At 71.8% G+C, this 14,147-nt stretch carries 13 protein-coding genes; 4 read left to right on the top strand and 9 right to left on the bottom strand.

Going from position 1 to position 14,147, the window contains the following annotated elements; all coding sequences use genetic code 11:
* Nucleotides 1–208: 208 nt before the first annotated feature.
* Nucleotides 209–2,119 carry an anthranilate synthase family protein gene (locus O5O46_RS06895; protein ID WP_269854340.1) on the top strand — a complete coding sequence of 637 codons (1,911 nt, stop codon included), beginning with the start codon at nucleotides 209–211 and terminating at the stop codon, nucleotides 2,117–2,119.
* Between the two features lie 47 nt (nucleotides 2,120–2,166).
* Here O5O46_RS06895 and O5O46_RS06890 read toward each other — a convergent pair whose 3' ends face one another.
* Both O5O46_RS06890 and O5O46_RS06885 read right to left on the bottom strand, forming a co-directional pair.
* A complete protein-coding gene (locus tag O5O46_RS06890) occupies nucleotides 2,167–3,195 on the bottom strand; it encodes a 6-phosphofructokinase (protein WP_269854339.1) in 1,029 nt (342 codons plus the stop codon).
* Between the two features lie 161 nt (nucleotides 3,196–3,356).
* Nucleotides 3,357–4,082, bottom strand: coding sequence for a lysophospholipid acyltransferase family protein (locus O5O46_RS06885; protein ID WP_269854596.1), 726 nt, complete (start codon nucleotides 4,080–4,082; stop codon nucleotides 3,357–3,359).
* 292 nt (nucleotides 4,083–4,374) lie between these two features.
* Here O5O46_RS06885 and O5O46_RS06880 point away from each other — a divergent pair, with 292 nt between their 5' ends.
* Both O5O46_RS06880 and O5O46_RS06875 read left to right on the top strand, forming a co-directional pair.
* Complete coding sequence (locus O5O46_RS06880) at nucleotides 4,375–5,160, top strand: alpha/beta hydrolase (RefSeq protein WP_269854595.1); 786 nt, start codon at nucleotides 4,375–4,377, stop codon at nucleotides 5,158–5,160.
* On the top strand, nucleotides 5,147–5,674 hold the full coding sequence (locus O5O46_RS06875; protein ID WP_269854338.1) for a hypothetical protein: 528 nt from the start codon (nucleotides 5,147–5,149) through the stop codon (nucleotides 5,672–5,674). Before O5O46_RS06880 ends, O5O46_RS06875 begins: the two co-directional genes overlap by 14 nt.
* Here O5O46_RS06875 and O5O46_RS06870 read toward each other — a convergent pair.
* From O5O46_RS06870 to O5O46_RS06845, 6 genes are all read right to left on the bottom strand, one after another.
* Entirely contained in the window at nucleotides 5,671–6,435 is a 765-nt protein-coding gene (locus O5O46_RS06870; RefSeq protein WP_443072412.1) for an endonuclease/exonuclease/phosphatase family protein, read from the bottom strand. The genes O5O46_RS06875 and O5O46_RS06870 overlap by 4 nt on opposite strands.
* A 16-nt stretch (nucleotides 6,436–6,451) precedes the next feature.
* Nucleotides 6,452–7,393, bottom strand: a complete 942-nt coding sequence (locus O5O46_RS06865; RefSeq protein WP_269854337.1) for an ROK family glucokinase — start codon at nucleotides 7,391–7,393, stop codon at nucleotides 6,452–6,454.
* 55 nt (nucleotides 7,394–7,448) lie between these two features.
* Nucleotides 7,449–7,850, bottom strand: a complete 402-nt coding sequence (locus O5O46_RS06860) for a DUF5304 family protein (protein WP_269854336.1) — start codon at nucleotides 7,848–7,850, stop codon at nucleotides 7,449–7,451.
* 133 nt (nucleotides 7,851–7,983) lie between these two features.
* On the bottom strand, nucleotides 7,984–9,135 hold the full coding sequence (locus tag O5O46_RS06855) for an ArsA family ATPase (protein WP_269854335.1): 1,152 nt from the start codon (nucleotides 9,133–9,135) through the stop codon (nucleotides 7,984–7,986).
* Between the two features lie 5 nt (nucleotides 9,136–9,140).
* On the bottom strand, nucleotides 9,141–9,581 hold the full coding sequence (locus O5O46_RS06850; protein WP_269854334.1) for an SRPBCC family protein: 441 nt from the start codon (nucleotides 9,579–9,581) through the stop codon (nucleotides 9,141–9,143).
* 135 nt (nucleotides 9,582–9,716) lie between these two features.
* A complete protein-coding gene (locus tag O5O46_RS06845; RefSeq protein ID WP_269854333.1) occupies nucleotides 9,717–10,478 on the bottom strand; it encodes a metallophosphoesterase family protein in 762 nt (253 codons plus the stop codon).
* 299 nt (nucleotides 10,479–10,777) lie between these two features.
* On the opposite strand from O5O46_RS06845, the gene O5O46_RS06840 reads away from it, so the two are divergent.
* Nucleotides 10,778–12,577: an AMP-dependent synthetase/ligase gene (locus tag O5O46_RS06840; protein ID WP_269854332.1), complete on the top strand. Its 1,800-nt coding sequence runs from the start codon at nucleotides 10,778–10,780 to the stop codon at nucleotides 12,575–12,577.
* Nucleotides 12,578–12,849: 272 nt separating this feature from the next.
* On the opposite strand, the gene O5O46_RS06835 is transcribed toward O5O46_RS06840, so the two are convergent.
* Entirely contained in the window at nucleotides 12,850–13,983 is a 1,134-nt protein-coding gene (locus tag O5O46_RS06835; RefSeq protein WP_269854331.1) for a glycosyltransferase family 4 protein, read from the bottom strand.
* Nucleotides 13,984–14,147 lie beyond the last annotated feature (164 nt).

Here is a 14,147-nt window from a genome sequence, read left to right as displayed (position 1 = left end):
CAAGGTGAGACAACCGGTGTTCATCCGTGGACGTGCGCTAGGGTCGAGACCATGTACGCACGATCGATGCTCGCCTGCCGCACGGCATGGTGGTGGACCGCTGATCCGGCGGCCCACTGATCGCGCGTACCCAGGAGTTTCGCGAAGGCCGCCCGAGGGGCGGCCTTCGGTGTGTCCGGCCGCCCTCCGCATCCCGGAAGGATCCGCCATGGACGCCAGTACCAGCGCACTCGTGGAGCGCCTGCGCTCCCCCGACTGCCCGCCGTTCGCCCTGCTGCACCGCCGTACGCCCGGCCTGGCCACGGACACCGTCGAGCTGCTGCTCGGCCCGGTGACCCGGCACGAGCGGCTGGCCGGCATCCCGCTGCCGTCCGGTGTCCCGGACGGCGGCGCGGCGCTGGACGCGCTGGCGCTGGTGCCGTTCCGGCAGATCCGGGAGCGCGGCTTCGACGTGCGCGACGACGGCACACCGCTGCTGGTGCTGCGGCCTCGGCAGACGCACCGGCTGCCGGTGCCGGAACTGCTGGACGCGCTGCCACGGCACGCGGTCACGGTCGAGGGCGGGGCTTTCGACGTGGACGACGAGGCGTACGCGCGGATCGTGCGGCAGGTCGTCGAGGACGAGATCGGCCGGGGCGAGGGCGCGAACTTCGTGATCCGGCGGACGTTCCGCGGCGAGATCCCCGGCTTCACCGCCGCCGACGCGCTCGCCCTGTTCCGGCGGCTGCTGACCGGCGAGCGCGGCGCGTACTGGACGTACGTGGTGCACACCGGCGAGCGCACCCTGGTCGGCGCCAGCCCCGAGGTCCATGTCCGGATGTCCGGGGGCACCGTCGTGATGAACCCGATCAGCGGCACGTACCGCTATCCGGCGGCCGGTCCCAGCGCCGAGGGCGTGCTGGCGTTCCTGCGGGACGCGAAGGAGGTGGAGGAGCTGACCATGGTCGTCGACGAGGAACTGAAGATGATGTGCACCGTCGGTGACCTCGGCGGCCAGGTGGTCGGCCCCCGGCTGAAGGAGATGGCGCATCTCGCGCACACCGAGTACGAGCTGCGCGGCCGCAGTTCGATGGACGTACGGGAGGTGCTGCGCGAGACGATGTTCGCCGCGACGGTGACCGGCTCGCCGGTGCAGAACGCCTGCCGGGTCATCGAGCGCCACGAGCCGCACGGCCGCGGCTACTACGCGGGCGCTCTCGCGCTGATCGGCCGGGACGCGGGCGGCGCGCAGACCCTGGACTCCCCCATCCTCATCCGCACCGCCGACATCACCCCGGACGGACGGCTCGGTGTCTCCGTGGGCGCCACCCTGGTGCGCCACTCCGACCCGCACGGCGAGGTGGCCGAGACCCACGCCAAGGCCGCCGGGGTGCTGGCCGCACTCGGGATACGCCCGGCCGCCGCACCCGGCACCGGCGGTCCGCGGCCCCGGCTCGCGGACGACATCCGGGTGCGGGCCGCGCTCGACGCGCGCCGGGCGAACCTGGCGCCGTTCTGGCTGCGGATGCGGGAGCGGCGGCAGGCCGAGCCGATCGGCCAGGCGCTGGTGGTCGACGCCGAGGACACCTTCACCGCGATGCTGGCGCACGTACTGCGCTCCTCAGGCCTCTCAGTGACCGTGCGCCGCCACGACGAGCCCGGCCTGCGGGACGCCGCGCTGGCGCATCCCGGCCCGGTGGTCCTCGGCCCGGGGCCCGGCGACCCGTCGGACCGCACCGACCCCAGGATGCGCCAACTGCGCGCGCTGGCCGCCGAGTTGCTCGGCGGCCAGCGCGGCGGCCTGCTCGGGGTGTGCCTCGGGCACGAGCTGATCGCCGCCGAACTGGGCCTGGACATCGTCCGCAAGCGGGTGCCGTTCCAGGGCGCGCAGGAGCGGATCGACCTGTTCGGCCGCGCCGAGACGGTCGGGTTCTACAACACCTTCACCGCGCGGTGCGACGACGCCGCCGCGGACGAACTGGGCATGCACCGCGTCGAGTTGTCCCGCGACCCGGCCACCGGAGACATCCACGCGCTGCGCGGCCCGGGCTTCGCGGGCGTCCAGTTCCACCCGGAGTCGGTCCTGACCCTGAACGGCACGGGAATCGTCAAGGAGCTGTTGGCCACGGTGACGGTCTGAGGGTCCGCGGACGGGTGGGTGGGCGCGAGCCCACCCACCACCGGCGGTCAGCCGAAGAACACCCCGGCTTCCGCGTACAACGCGGGATCAACGGTCTTGAGTTTGGCCGTGGCCTCACCGAGCGCGACGCGGACGATGTCCGTCCCCCGGAGAGCGACCATCTTCCCGAAGTCGCCTTCCTGGACGGCGTCGATCGCATGCAGCCCGAACCGCGTGGCCAGCCACCGGTCGAACGCCGACGGGGTGCCGCCCCGCTGAATGTGCCCCAGGACCGTGGTCCTGGCCTCCTTGCCGGTGCGCTTCTCGATCTCCTTGGCCAGCCAGTCGCCGATCCCGGACAGCCGGACGTGCCCGAAGGAGTCCAACGTGCCGTCCTTGGTGACCAGTTCACCGTCCTTGGGCATGGCGCCCTCGGCGACCACGATGATCGGCGCGTAGCGCACCTTGAAGCGGCTCTCCACCCAGCCGCAGACCTCGTCGATGTCGAAGCGCTGCTCGGGGATGAGGATGACGTTGGCGCCGCCCGCGAGCCCGGCGTGCAGCGCGATCCAGCCCGCGTGGCGGCCCATGACCTCGATCACCAGCACCCGCATGTGCGACTCGGCGGTGGTGTGCAGCCGGTCGATGGCCTCGGTGGCGATGTTGACCGCGGTGTCGAAGCCGAAGGTGTAGTCGGTGGCGCTCAGGTCGTTGTCGATGGTCTTGGGCACGCCCACGCACGGCACGCCGTACTGGTCGGCGAGGGTGGCCGCCACGCCGAGGGTGTCCTCGCCGCCGATCGCCACCAGAGCGTCCACCTCGTGTTTGGCGAGGTTCTCCTTGACCTTGCGCACCCCGTCCTCGACCTTCAGCGGATTGGTGCGGGACGAGCCGAGGATGGTGCCGCCGCGCGGCAGGATGCCGCGTACCGCCGGGATGTCCAACTGCTTGGTGTGGCCTTCGAGCGGGCCGCGCCAGCCGTCCCGGAAACCCACGAACTCATGCCCGTACTGCTGTACGCCCTTGCGTACCAGGGCTCGGATGACCGCGTTCAGCCCGGGGCAGTCGCCTCCGCCGGTCAGCACTCCGACGCGCATGGATTCCTCCCTGTCTATGACGCTGGCAGCCAACACGGCACACGCTAGCCGTGGTCCAGGTCACAGGGGATCGCCCGTGGCGCGGATTCCCGGCTGTCACAAGGGAGTTGGGGCGCACGCATCACCCAAACGGGTGGCGCGGCCGGCGCGGCGCGAGCCGGTCAGGAGCCGGGCCTGTGCTGCTTGGCGGCCTTCTCGGCCTCCTCGGCCTGCTTCTTCGCCTCGGCGATCTGGCGCTTGGCGGCGGTGGCGTAGATGTCCACGTACTCCTGGCCGGACAGCTTCATGATCTCGTACATGACCTCGTCGGTCACCGAGCGCAGGATGAAGCGGTCGTTCTCCATGCCGTGGTAGCGGCTGAAGTCCAGCGGCTTGCCGATCCGGATGCCGGGGCTCATCAGCTTCGGCACGACCTTGCCCGGCGGCTGGATCTTCTCGGTGTCGATCATGGCGACCGGGATCACCGGTGCCCCCGAGGCGAGCGCGACCCGGGCCAGCCCGCCGGGCTTGCCGCGGTACAGGCGGCCGTCCGGCGAGCGGGTGCCCTCGGGGTAGATGCCGAACAGCTCACCGCGGGCCAGTACCTCAAGGCCGCTCTTGACCGCCGCCTCACCCGCGCCGCGCGCACCGGAGCGGTCCACCGGCAGCTGGCCCACGCCCTTGAAGAACGCCGCGGTCAGCTTCCCCTTGACCCCGGGTGAGGTGAAATATTCGGCTTTCGCGATGAAGGTGACCTTGCGGTCGAGGACCGCGGGCAGGAAGAACGAGTCGGAGAAGGACAGGTGATTGCTCGCCAGGATCGCCGGGCCTTCCTTGGGGATGTTCTCCAGCCCCTCCACCCAGGGCTTGAAGGCGAGCTTGAGCGACCCGCCGAGCGTCAGCTTCATCACGCCGTAGAACAACCGAGGACCTCCTGTAAGGCGACGGTAGACCTTAACCTGCCCGGGCGGGGGTCCTGCCGCCCGTACATACGAACGCCGCCGCGCGGCGCTTCCGGTGAGGGCGACGGTGGGCGGCGGGTGGGGAACGCCGACGGCGCGCGGCGCCCGCGTCCGACTGACCTACCGGGTGCCCACCCGGCCGCGTACTGTGAGGTACCTGTCCGTGCCGTGTGCCGTCAGCGCCGCTGAACCGGTACCGCCCCACCCAGGGATCGCGCCCATGAACAGGAGGCCCACGGTGCCGCTCATGCCCGGAGCCGAACCGTACCGCCATGACGGCGGACCGACCGGTGTGCTGCTGTGCCACGGCCTCACCGGCTCGCCGCAGTCCCTGCGCCCCTGGGCGGAGTACCTCGCCGAGCGCGGTCTGTCCGTGTCACTGCCGCTGCTTCCCGGGCACGGCACCCGCTGGCAGGACCTGGGGGTCACCGGATGGCAGGACTGGTACGCGGAGGTCGACCGGGAACTGCGCGCGCTGCGTGAGCGCTGTTCGCGGGTGTTCGTCTTCGGGCTGTCGATGGGCGGTGCGCTCACCATCCATCTGGCGGCCGAGCACGGCCCGGCGATCAGTGGCATCGTACTGGTCAACCCGTCGGTCAAGGCGGACGGCGGGCGGTTGCGGCTGGTGCCGGTGGCCCGGCACTTCGTCCCGTCGGTGAAGGGCATCGCCAGCGACATCGCCAGGGAGGACAGTGTGGAGCTGGGCTACGACCGCACCCCGCTGCACGCGGTGCACTCCCTGTCGAGGTTCTGGCGGATCGTCCAGGCCGATCTGCCGAAGGTGACCCAGCCCGTGCTGCTGTTCAACAGCCGGGTGGACCATGTGGTGCACCCGGCCAACGGCGACCTGGTGGAGCGGCGGCTGGGCTCCACCGACCTGACCCGCACCATCCTGGAGCGCAGCTACCACGTGGTACCGCTGGACCACGACGCCGAGCGGCTCTTCCGGTCCAGCTACGAGTTCGTACGGCGGTTGGCGCCCGCGCCGGACGGGGAGGTCGAGGTGGCCAGTGGCGGAGCGTGACGAGCCGCCGCAGGACGGCGCGGAGGGCGCGGAGCCGCGGGACCCGGCGGGTGGCGCGGGTGCGCCGCTGGACGAGGAGGCGGCCTGGGCGCAGATCGTCGCGGGGTACGGCGAGGAGCCGGAGCTGCCCGACGGCTGGCCGGAAGCCGCGCAGGAGCAGGAGCGGGCGACCAACAGCGGCGTTCCTGAGGTGCCGCGGGAGTTCGTCATACGGGCACCGCGGTCCGGGCCGCGGGACTACGAGGTCGCCGACGACGAGGACGAGGACGAGGGGCACTTCGTGCCGCCGGAGCCGCCGCCGCTGCCACCGAGCGACGTCACCACCAAGTTCGCCTGGATCGCGGTGCTCGGCGGACCGCTGCTGGTGCTCGGGTTCGTGCTGTTCCAGGAGCCGTTGACCTGGTGGGCGATGCTGCTGGGGGTCGGCGGCTTCCTGGGCGGCTTCACCACGCTGGTGGCGCGGATGAAGGGCCGTGAGGAGGACGACGACCCGCACGGCGGGGCCGTCGTCTAGGCGCTCAGCCCGCTGGGGACGCGCAGGGCCGCCAGGACCGGCAGGTGGTCGGTGGCCGCGATCAGGTCGTCCGTCCTGATGCCCGGCAGCTTGTCGGGTACGCCGCAGCCCAGGAACTCCACGCTCTTGGTGGCGAAGACCGCGTCGAGGCGCTGGTACGGGTCACCGGGGCGGGAGGTGAACTCGCCGCCCCACGGCCGTACCGCCCACCCGTCCTGCAGTTCGCTGGCGATGCGGGAGAACGACCGCCCGTCGGGGTGGTCGTTGAAGTCACCGCCGACCACCAGGTGCGGCTCCCCAGCCGCCGCGACCCGGTCGAGCAGCAGGCCGGACTGCGCGTAGCGCTCGTCGGCGTTGACGCTCAGATGGCAGCTGATCACCCCCAGCCGCGCGGCACCGAACCTCAGCACGGCGGTCGCGAAGCCGCGCTGGTGCAGCCCTGTGGTGCGGGGCAGCAGCAGGTCCTCGGTGTGCTCCACATGGGCCCGCAGATTGGCCAGGATCATCGGCCCGGCGGCGGTGGCCCCGCCGCTGACCGTGACCAGGCCGGACTCCCGGGCCAGCCACGCCGCGTGCTTGCGCCACCGGAAGAAGCGCGGGGCCTCCTGGACGCAGACCACGTCGGGAGCGCAGGCCCGGATCACCCGGGCCAGCGCCGCCCGGTCGTCCCGCATGGAACGCACGTTGTAGCTGAGCACACGGACGACCGCCGAACCGTCCGGTTCGGTACGCGAGTTCGGCAGCTGGTCCACTGTGCCCACGGCGGCTCCTGTTCGGTCAGCCCTGACGTGCCAGGTCGGCCGCGCCGACCAGTCCTGCCTCACCGCCGAGCTGGGCGGCGAGCACCTGGGCGTGCGGCCGCCACTGACCGCCCACCAGCCAGCGGCGGAAGGACTTGCGGATCGGTTCCAGCACCAGGTCGCCCTCGTCGGAGACCCCGCCACCGACGATGAACGCCGAGGGGTCGAAGAGGGAGGCCAGGTCGGCCAGTCCGGCTCCGGCCCAGCGGGCCAGCTCGCGGAACGAGTCGACGGCCACCGGGTCGCCCTTCCTGGCGGCCTCGCTGATGTGCTTGCCCTCGATGGCGTCGATGGTGCCGTCGCCCAGGCCGAGCAGGACCACCGCGTTCTCCGGCGTGGCCGCCGCGCGCTGCCGGGCGTAGCGGACCAGGGCGCGCCCGGAGGCGTACTGCTCCCAGCAGCCCTGGCTGCCGCATCCGCACAGCAGCCCGTCCGGCACCACCCGGATGTGGCCGAACTCGCCCGCGACGCCGAAGCGGCCTCGGTGCAGCTTGCCGCCGATGATGATGCCGCCGCCCAGGCCGGTGCCGAGGGTGATGCAGACCACGTCGTCATGGCCCTGGCCGGCGCCGAACCGGTACTCGCCCCAGGCCGCGGCGTTGGCGTCGTTCTCCACCACCACGGGCAGGCCGACCCGCTGTTCGACCTTGTCCTTGAGCGCCTCGTGGCGCCAGTTGATGTTCGGCGCGAACAGTACGGTGGCGCGCTTGTCGTCCACGTATCCCGCGGCGCCGATACCGACGGCGTCGATCCGGTGGGAGGCGCTGACCGTGCGCACCGCGTCCGCGATGGCATCGATGACGCCCTCGGGCGTCGACGGGGTCGGCACCTTGCAGGTTTCGAGGATCGTGCCCTCCTCGTCGACCACGCCGGCCGCGATCTTGGTGCCGCCGATGTCGACGCCGATGGTGAGTCCCATGTGTCCCTCAGATTTTGGTCGAACCCCGCTTAAGGCAACCGTACCCGAGGAGGGCTCAGTCGAGGTCGATGTGTTCACTTCCTGAACGCTGATCTTTGCTGCCGCCCTGGGTCCACCGGCTCTCCTGACCGGTCACCGCGGCCTGGTAGGCGGCCAGCAGCTCGGATCCGGCGGCGGCCAGGTGCTCGAAGACATCGGGGTTGCGCTCGCGGATCGGCCCGACCGCCGCGCGCACCTGGGAGATCACCGTCTGTGCGGCCAACTCGGCGGCCGGGGAACGCAGTTCGGCGACCTTGTCGGCGACGGCCTCGGCCAGCTTGCGCAGCTCGTCCGCCGCGCTGCCGGGGCGGTAACCGGCCTGCGCACGGCGGCGGGCACGCTCCTCGGCGAGGTCCTCGGCGCAGGCCGCGGCCCATGCGTCGGCGTCGGTTTGCGGACGGTCCTGGCCTTCGCTCATCGCGGACTCCTCAACGGCGTTCCGAGGCGGTGGGTTCACCAGTTGTACTCAATGGTGTGTTCTACACCACTGCGGCGTACCCGGGTGTGGTCATCGTGACCTATCCAACGTTAGCCCGGCGGATACGCCCCGTTCACTGGGGCCACAGCGCCGGATCAGGGGTGAAACGTACCTGCAGGGCGCCGTCGCGCAGCGCGGCCCCGGTCACGGTGCAGCGGCGCAGCGCGGACGGCAGCCGCATGATGCGCCGGAACCGCCCCGCGTCCACGACGACTTCGTCGCCCCGCCGGACCAGGTCGAGGGTGTCGCGGGTGGCGCCGGGCAGCGGTAGCCGCCACACCAGTTGTCCCTCCGCGGCCAACCGGTCCTCGACGCTCCACGGTTGGTCGGCCGGTGTGTCGGGCAGCGGATCGACGGCCAGCTCGGGCCCGCCGAGCACCGCGAGGTCGTCGGGACCGTACGGATCGCGGCCGAGGTGCGGCAGTTCGCGCACCGGCACGCCGTCGGCGCCGAACTCCTCGTACAGCGCTTTGAGATGCTTCTGCTGCTGTCCGGACAGCGCGGCCAGGAACGGGTCCGCGGAGCCGGTCGGCAGCAGCCGGTTGGCGGTCAGCGACTCCACCCGGTACCCGAACAGGGCGAGGCCGGTACGGGCGGCGCGTACGGCCGCCGCGGCGCGCGGTCCCGGCTCCACGACCAGGCGGACCGTGGTGGCGGCGGACTCGATCACCGTGTTGACCGCGGCGAGTTCGGCGTCCCAGCGGGCGGCCGTCTCGTAAAGCCACTCCGCGGGCATCGGCACCCCGGCGAGTTGGGCGAGCATCGGGCGCAGCGCACGGGCGGCCTGCCGCTCCGGCGGCAGCAACCGGCTGAGGTAGCGGCGCAGTTGCTCCGGCAGGGCCAGCAGCCGGACGGCGCTGTCCACCGGCGGCAGATCGGCCACCACCACGTCGTGGCCGTCCGTGCCACCGAGCGCGTGCAGCAGCGCGAACTCCCGGGAGCCGGGCAGTTCGGTGAACTCCTCGGGGTCGAGCGGGCTGGCGCCGAGCAGTTCGAAGACGGTGGACAGCCGCTGCTGGAGTTCCGCGGCCCGGTCCTGGAAGACACCGGCGCTGTCCAGCGTCCGCACGGTCAGTCCCGGCGTCTCGTCGGCGGTGAGTCCGGGCGGCGGGTCGGCGGTGACCAGCAGGGCGCGGGCACCGGCGCGCGCGGCGGCCAGCGCGGTGGCCGCGGCGACAGTGCTGGTCCCGGCGCCGCCGGGACCGGTGACCAGGACGGTACGCACGAGGGTCAGCCCTGCTCCACGCGCTTCTTCAGCCCGTCGAGCGCACGGTCGATGATGACCTTCTCCGCCTTGCGCTTGATCATGCCGAGCATCGGGATCTTCACGTCGACGGTGAGCTGGTAGGTGACCTCGGTGCGCGTGCCGTCCGCGAGTGGCACCAGGGTGTACGAGCCGTCGAGGGCACGCAGCATCTGCGACTTCACCAGCGACCAGCTGACCTTGTTCGGGCCGCCCCAGGTGTACTTCAGGGTGTGGTCGTCCTTGATCGCCCCGGCGTCGAGCACCAGCCGGACCCGCTCCGCGCGGCCCTCGTCGTCCTTGGCGAGGATCTCGGCCTCCTTGACCTCGCCGGTCCACTCCGGGTACCGCTCGAAGTCCGAGATCACCTTCATCACGTCGGCCGGGGCCGCCTCGATGGTGATGCTAGAGCTGGTGTGTTCCGCCATCGCCGTGGCCCCTCCGGGACTTCGCGTCGGTCCTGCCAGGCGCCCGGCACCGTCGGCGCCGCGCCTGGAGCTTTTCTGGTGCGTCAGGTTATCGCGGGTGGATCGGGCGGTGGGTAGCGCCTCGGTCGGCCTCGGTCACCACTCCAGGACGTACGGGGTGCGGGTGGCGTTGAAGTGGCCGACGTTGACGCACTCGGTGTTCCCTATCCGCATCCGCTGGGCCAGCGGCTGGTGGACATGGCCGAACAGCGCGTACCGGGGGCGCACCGTGTGGATGGCGTCGAGCAGCGCCTGGCTGCCGCGTTCGAAGCGGCGGGCCACGGTGTCGTAGCACAGCTCGGGCACGGCGGGCGGGATGTGCGAGCAGAGCACGTCGACCGGGCCGAGCGCGGCGACCTTGGCCGCGTAGGTCTCGTCGTCGATCTCGTAGGGGGTGCGCATCGGGGTGCGCAGTCCGCCGCCGACGAACCCGAAGACCCGGCCGCCGACCTCGACCGTCTTCCCGTCCAGCACGCGGGTGCCGGGGCGGGCGAACTCCGGCCACAGATCGGGCATGTCGACGTTGCCGTAGGTGGCGTACGTCGGTGTGGGAAGCACCGCGAACATCTCGGCGTACTGCTTGCGAACGGCGCGCTCCACGGCGGCGGCCCGGTCGATGCCGTCCCACAGCATCCGGGACAGGGCGCGGGCCTCCTCGAAGCGGCGGGCGGTGCGCAACTCCACGATGCGGTCGGCGTTCTCGGTGCCGAACAGTTCGGGGAAGATCCCGCGCGAGTGGTCGGCGTAGTCCAGGAAGAGGATCAGGTCGCCGAGGCAGACCAGGGCGTCCGCACCGTCCCCCGCCCTGGCGAGGGGCTCGACGGCGCCGTGGACATCGCTCACCACATGGACCCGCATGACGATCACCCTAACGGGCCGCGCAAGGGGTTCGGCCTGATGGACCGGCGGTTACCTGCGGGTCACCAGACCTCTGCAATAGGGTGCCCGGAGCACCGCTGCGGTCACGTCCGGGCGGCGGGGACGGACAGGGCGGTGGCGCGTGCCACGACGATCGAGGGTGGTGTGACACAGCGAACATCTGCCCCTGACCCCTATCCCGGAAGCTTTACCGATGGGTAACGTCCGGGCCGTCCCATACAGCTCTTGATCACGAGCGCAGCCGACAACGCCGCCGGCGCCGACGAGGAGCATCAGTCTTGCGCGAGTTCAGCCTTCCGGCTTTGTACGAGGTCCCTGCCGACGGCAATCTGACGGATCTCATCCGCCGCAACGCCGCGCAGCATCCCGACGTCCCGGTGCTGGCTCGCAAGCGTGACGGGGGCTGGCAGGACGTGACCGCCAGACAGTTCCTCGCCGAGGTGCACGCGGCCGCCAAGGGCCTGATCGCCTCCGGTGTCGAGCCCGGTGACCGCGTCGCCCTGATGTCCCGTACCCGGTACGAGTGGACGCTGCTGGACTTCGCCATCTGGAGCGCGGGCGGGGTCACCGTGCCCGTATACGAAACGTCCTCCGCCGAGCAGGTGGAGTGGATCCTCAGCGACTCCGGAGCGGTGGCCTGCGTGGTCGAGACCACCGTGCACGAGGACGTGGTGGAGTCGGTACGGGAGCGGCTTCCGCGGCTGAAGCACCTGTGGCGGATCGACGCGGGCGCGGTGGAGACCCTCGCGTCGTCCGGCAGTGACGTGTCCGACGCGGAGGTCGACGAGCGCAGCACCATCGCCGACGCCGACACCCCGGCCACGATCGTCTACACCTCGGGCACCACCGGCCGGCCCAAGGGCTGTGTGCTCACCCACCGCAGCTTCTTCGCCGAGTGCGGCAACGTGGTGGCCCGGCTGACGCCGCTGTTCCGTACCGGCGAGTCGTCGGTGCTGCTGTTCCTGCCGCTGGCGCATGTGCTCGGCCGGCTGGTCGAGGTGGCGTGCGTGATGGCGCCGATCAAGCTCGGCCATGTCAGCGACGTCAAGAACCTCACCGATGAACTGGCCTCGTTCCGGCCCTCGTTGGTGCTGAGCGTGCCCCGGGTTTTCGAGAAGGTCTACAACTCGGCGCGGGCGCAGGCGCGTTCGGGCGGCAAGGAGAAGATCTTCGACAAGGCGGCGGACACCGCCATCGAGTACAGCCGGGCGCTGGACACCCCGAACGGTCCCGGTTTCGCGCTGCGGCTGCGGCACAAGGTCTTCGACCGGCTGGTGTACGGCAAGCTGCGCGGCGTGCTGGGCGGCCGGGCCACCCACGCCATCTCCGGCGGGGCGCCGCTGGGCGAGCGGCTCGGCCACTTCTACCGCGGTATCGGCTTCACCGTGCTGGAGGGGTACGGGCTCACCGAGTCCTGCGCCGCGACGGCGTTCAACCCCTGGGACCGCACCAAGATCGGCACCGTCGGCCAGCCGCTGCCGGGCAGCGTGGTGCGGATCGCCGACGACGGCGAGGTGCTGCTGCACGGGGAGCACCTGTTCACCGGCTACTGGAACAACGAGCGGGCCACCGCCGAGGCGCTGGAGGACGGCTGGTTCCACACCGGGGACATCGGCACGCTGGACGAGGACGGCTATCTGACGATCACCGGGCGCAAGAAGGAGATCATCGTCACCGCGGGCGGCAAGAACGTCGCTCCAGCGGTGATCGAGGACCGTATCCGGGCGCACGCGCTGGTCGCCGAGTGCATGGTGGTCGGTGACGGCAGGCCGTTCGTCGGGGCGCTGGTCACGCTCGACGAGGAGTTCCTGCCGCGCTGGGCGGAGCAGCACGGAAAGCCCGCCGGCACGCCGGTGGCCGAACTCCGTACCGACCCGGACCTGTTGGCGGAGGTCCAGCGGGCGGTGGACGACGGCAACGCGGCGGTCTCCCACGCGGAGGCGGTCAAGAAGTTCCGCATCCTGCCGACGCAGTTCAGTGAGGAGTCGGGGCATCTGACACCGTCGCTGAAGCTGAAGCGGAACATCGTCCTGCGGGACTTCGCCGACGAGATCGAGGCGATTTACGCTTCGCGCTGAGCGGTTCCGGGCGAGATGGCTGCCGCCCGTCGCGCCCGCTGACGGTTCTCCGCCCGTCTCCCCCGGTGGGGAGGGTCTTCCCCCGCCCGTGGGCTTTCCCACCCAGTAGCCGCGCCTCTGCTCCGTACGTGAGGGGCCGGGCCTGCGGGGTGGGGGCCCTGGACGCTGACGTGTATTTGCGGGCCGAACTACCGGGCAACCGAAGCCGGACGTGGAGGGGCCCGTAAACATACGGTCCAGGGCCCCCACCCCGCAGGCCCCGGCCCGCCCCCCTACCCCAGAAGCCCCCGGAGCCGCTCCGCCAGCAGATCCCAGCGCCAGGCCTCCTCGACCCACTGGCGCCCGCGGTCGCCGAACCGCCGCCGCAGTTCGGGGTCTTCGAGAAGCACGGCGACGCGTTCGGCGGCCTCAACCGCCGAACCGCCCCGTACGACCCACCCCGTCTCACCGTCGAGGACGGCGTCCGGCGCGCCGCCGGAGTCTCCGGCCACCACCGGCAGCCCCGTGGCGGACGCCTCCAGGTAGACGATGCCGAGGCCCTCCACGTCCAGCCCGCCCCGCCGGGTCCTGCACGGCATAGCGAACACGTCCCCCGCGCCGTAGTGCGCGGGCAGTTCCTCCCAAGCCACCGGCCCGGTGAACCGCACGGACTCGGCCACCCCGATCTGTGCGGCGAGCCGCTCCAGTTGCGCCCGGTACGGCCCACCGCCGACGATCAGCAGTACCGCGTCCGGCACCCGTCGCAGGATCCGCGGCATGGCCTGGATCAGCGTGTCCTGCCCCTTGCGCGGCACCAGCCGCGAGACGCAGACGACCACCGGCCGGTCGGTCAGCCCCAGCCGGGCCCGTACCACCGCGCCCCCCGAGGCGGGGTGGAAGGTCTTCTCGTCGACCCCGGGCGGCAGTTGCACCATCCGCGCCGCGGCCCGCCCGCTGAGCGCGGGGGCGATCCGCGACCGGGTGTACTCGCCGAGGTAGGTGACGTTGTCCGTACCCTCGCCGATGCGCCGCAACAGCTGTCTGGCGGCGGGCAGTTGGGCCCAGCCAGCCTCGTGCCCGTGCGTCGTCGCCACGATCCTGCGGGCGCCCGCCGCGCGCAGCGCCGGGGCCATCAGCCCGAGCGGCGCGGCGGCGCCGAACCAGACCGAGGAGCAGCCGTGCTCCCGCAGCAGCCGCACCGCCCGCCGGGTGATCCGCGGCGTCGGCAGCAGCACGCTGGTGCGGTCGCGCACCACCGGGAACGGCTGCTCCGCGTCGAAGGCGGCGACCTCCTCGCCGTCCTTCCAGGTGGAGGCGTAGACAACGACCTGTCCAGGGTCGAGGCGCAACGCCATGCTGTGTACGAAGGCCTGGATGCCGCCCGGCCGCGGCGGGAAGTCGTTGGTGACGATCAGGGTCTTGTTCATCGCCCTCTGACCGTACCCGGTGCCCCGCGGCACGCGCCTGGACAGCACCGGAAGTGGGGGGCGGCGCGGATCGTGGCGTAGCCTCACGGTGACCCCGCCTGACCCGCGCGAAGGAGCCTCCGCTGCCGGACCTCACCGAGAACTCCCCTGTCGCGCCCGCGCAC

The sequence above is a fragment of the Streptomyces sp. RPT161 genome (assembly GCF_027533845.1).
GTDB classification, from domain to species: domain Bacteria; phylum Actinomycetota; class Actinomycetes; order Streptomycetales; family Streptomycetaceae; genus Streptantibioticus_A; species Streptantibioticus_A silvisoli_A.
Note: the sequence above shows the minus strand (reverse complement) of the source record. Positions and strands in the feature narration are given on the sequence as shown.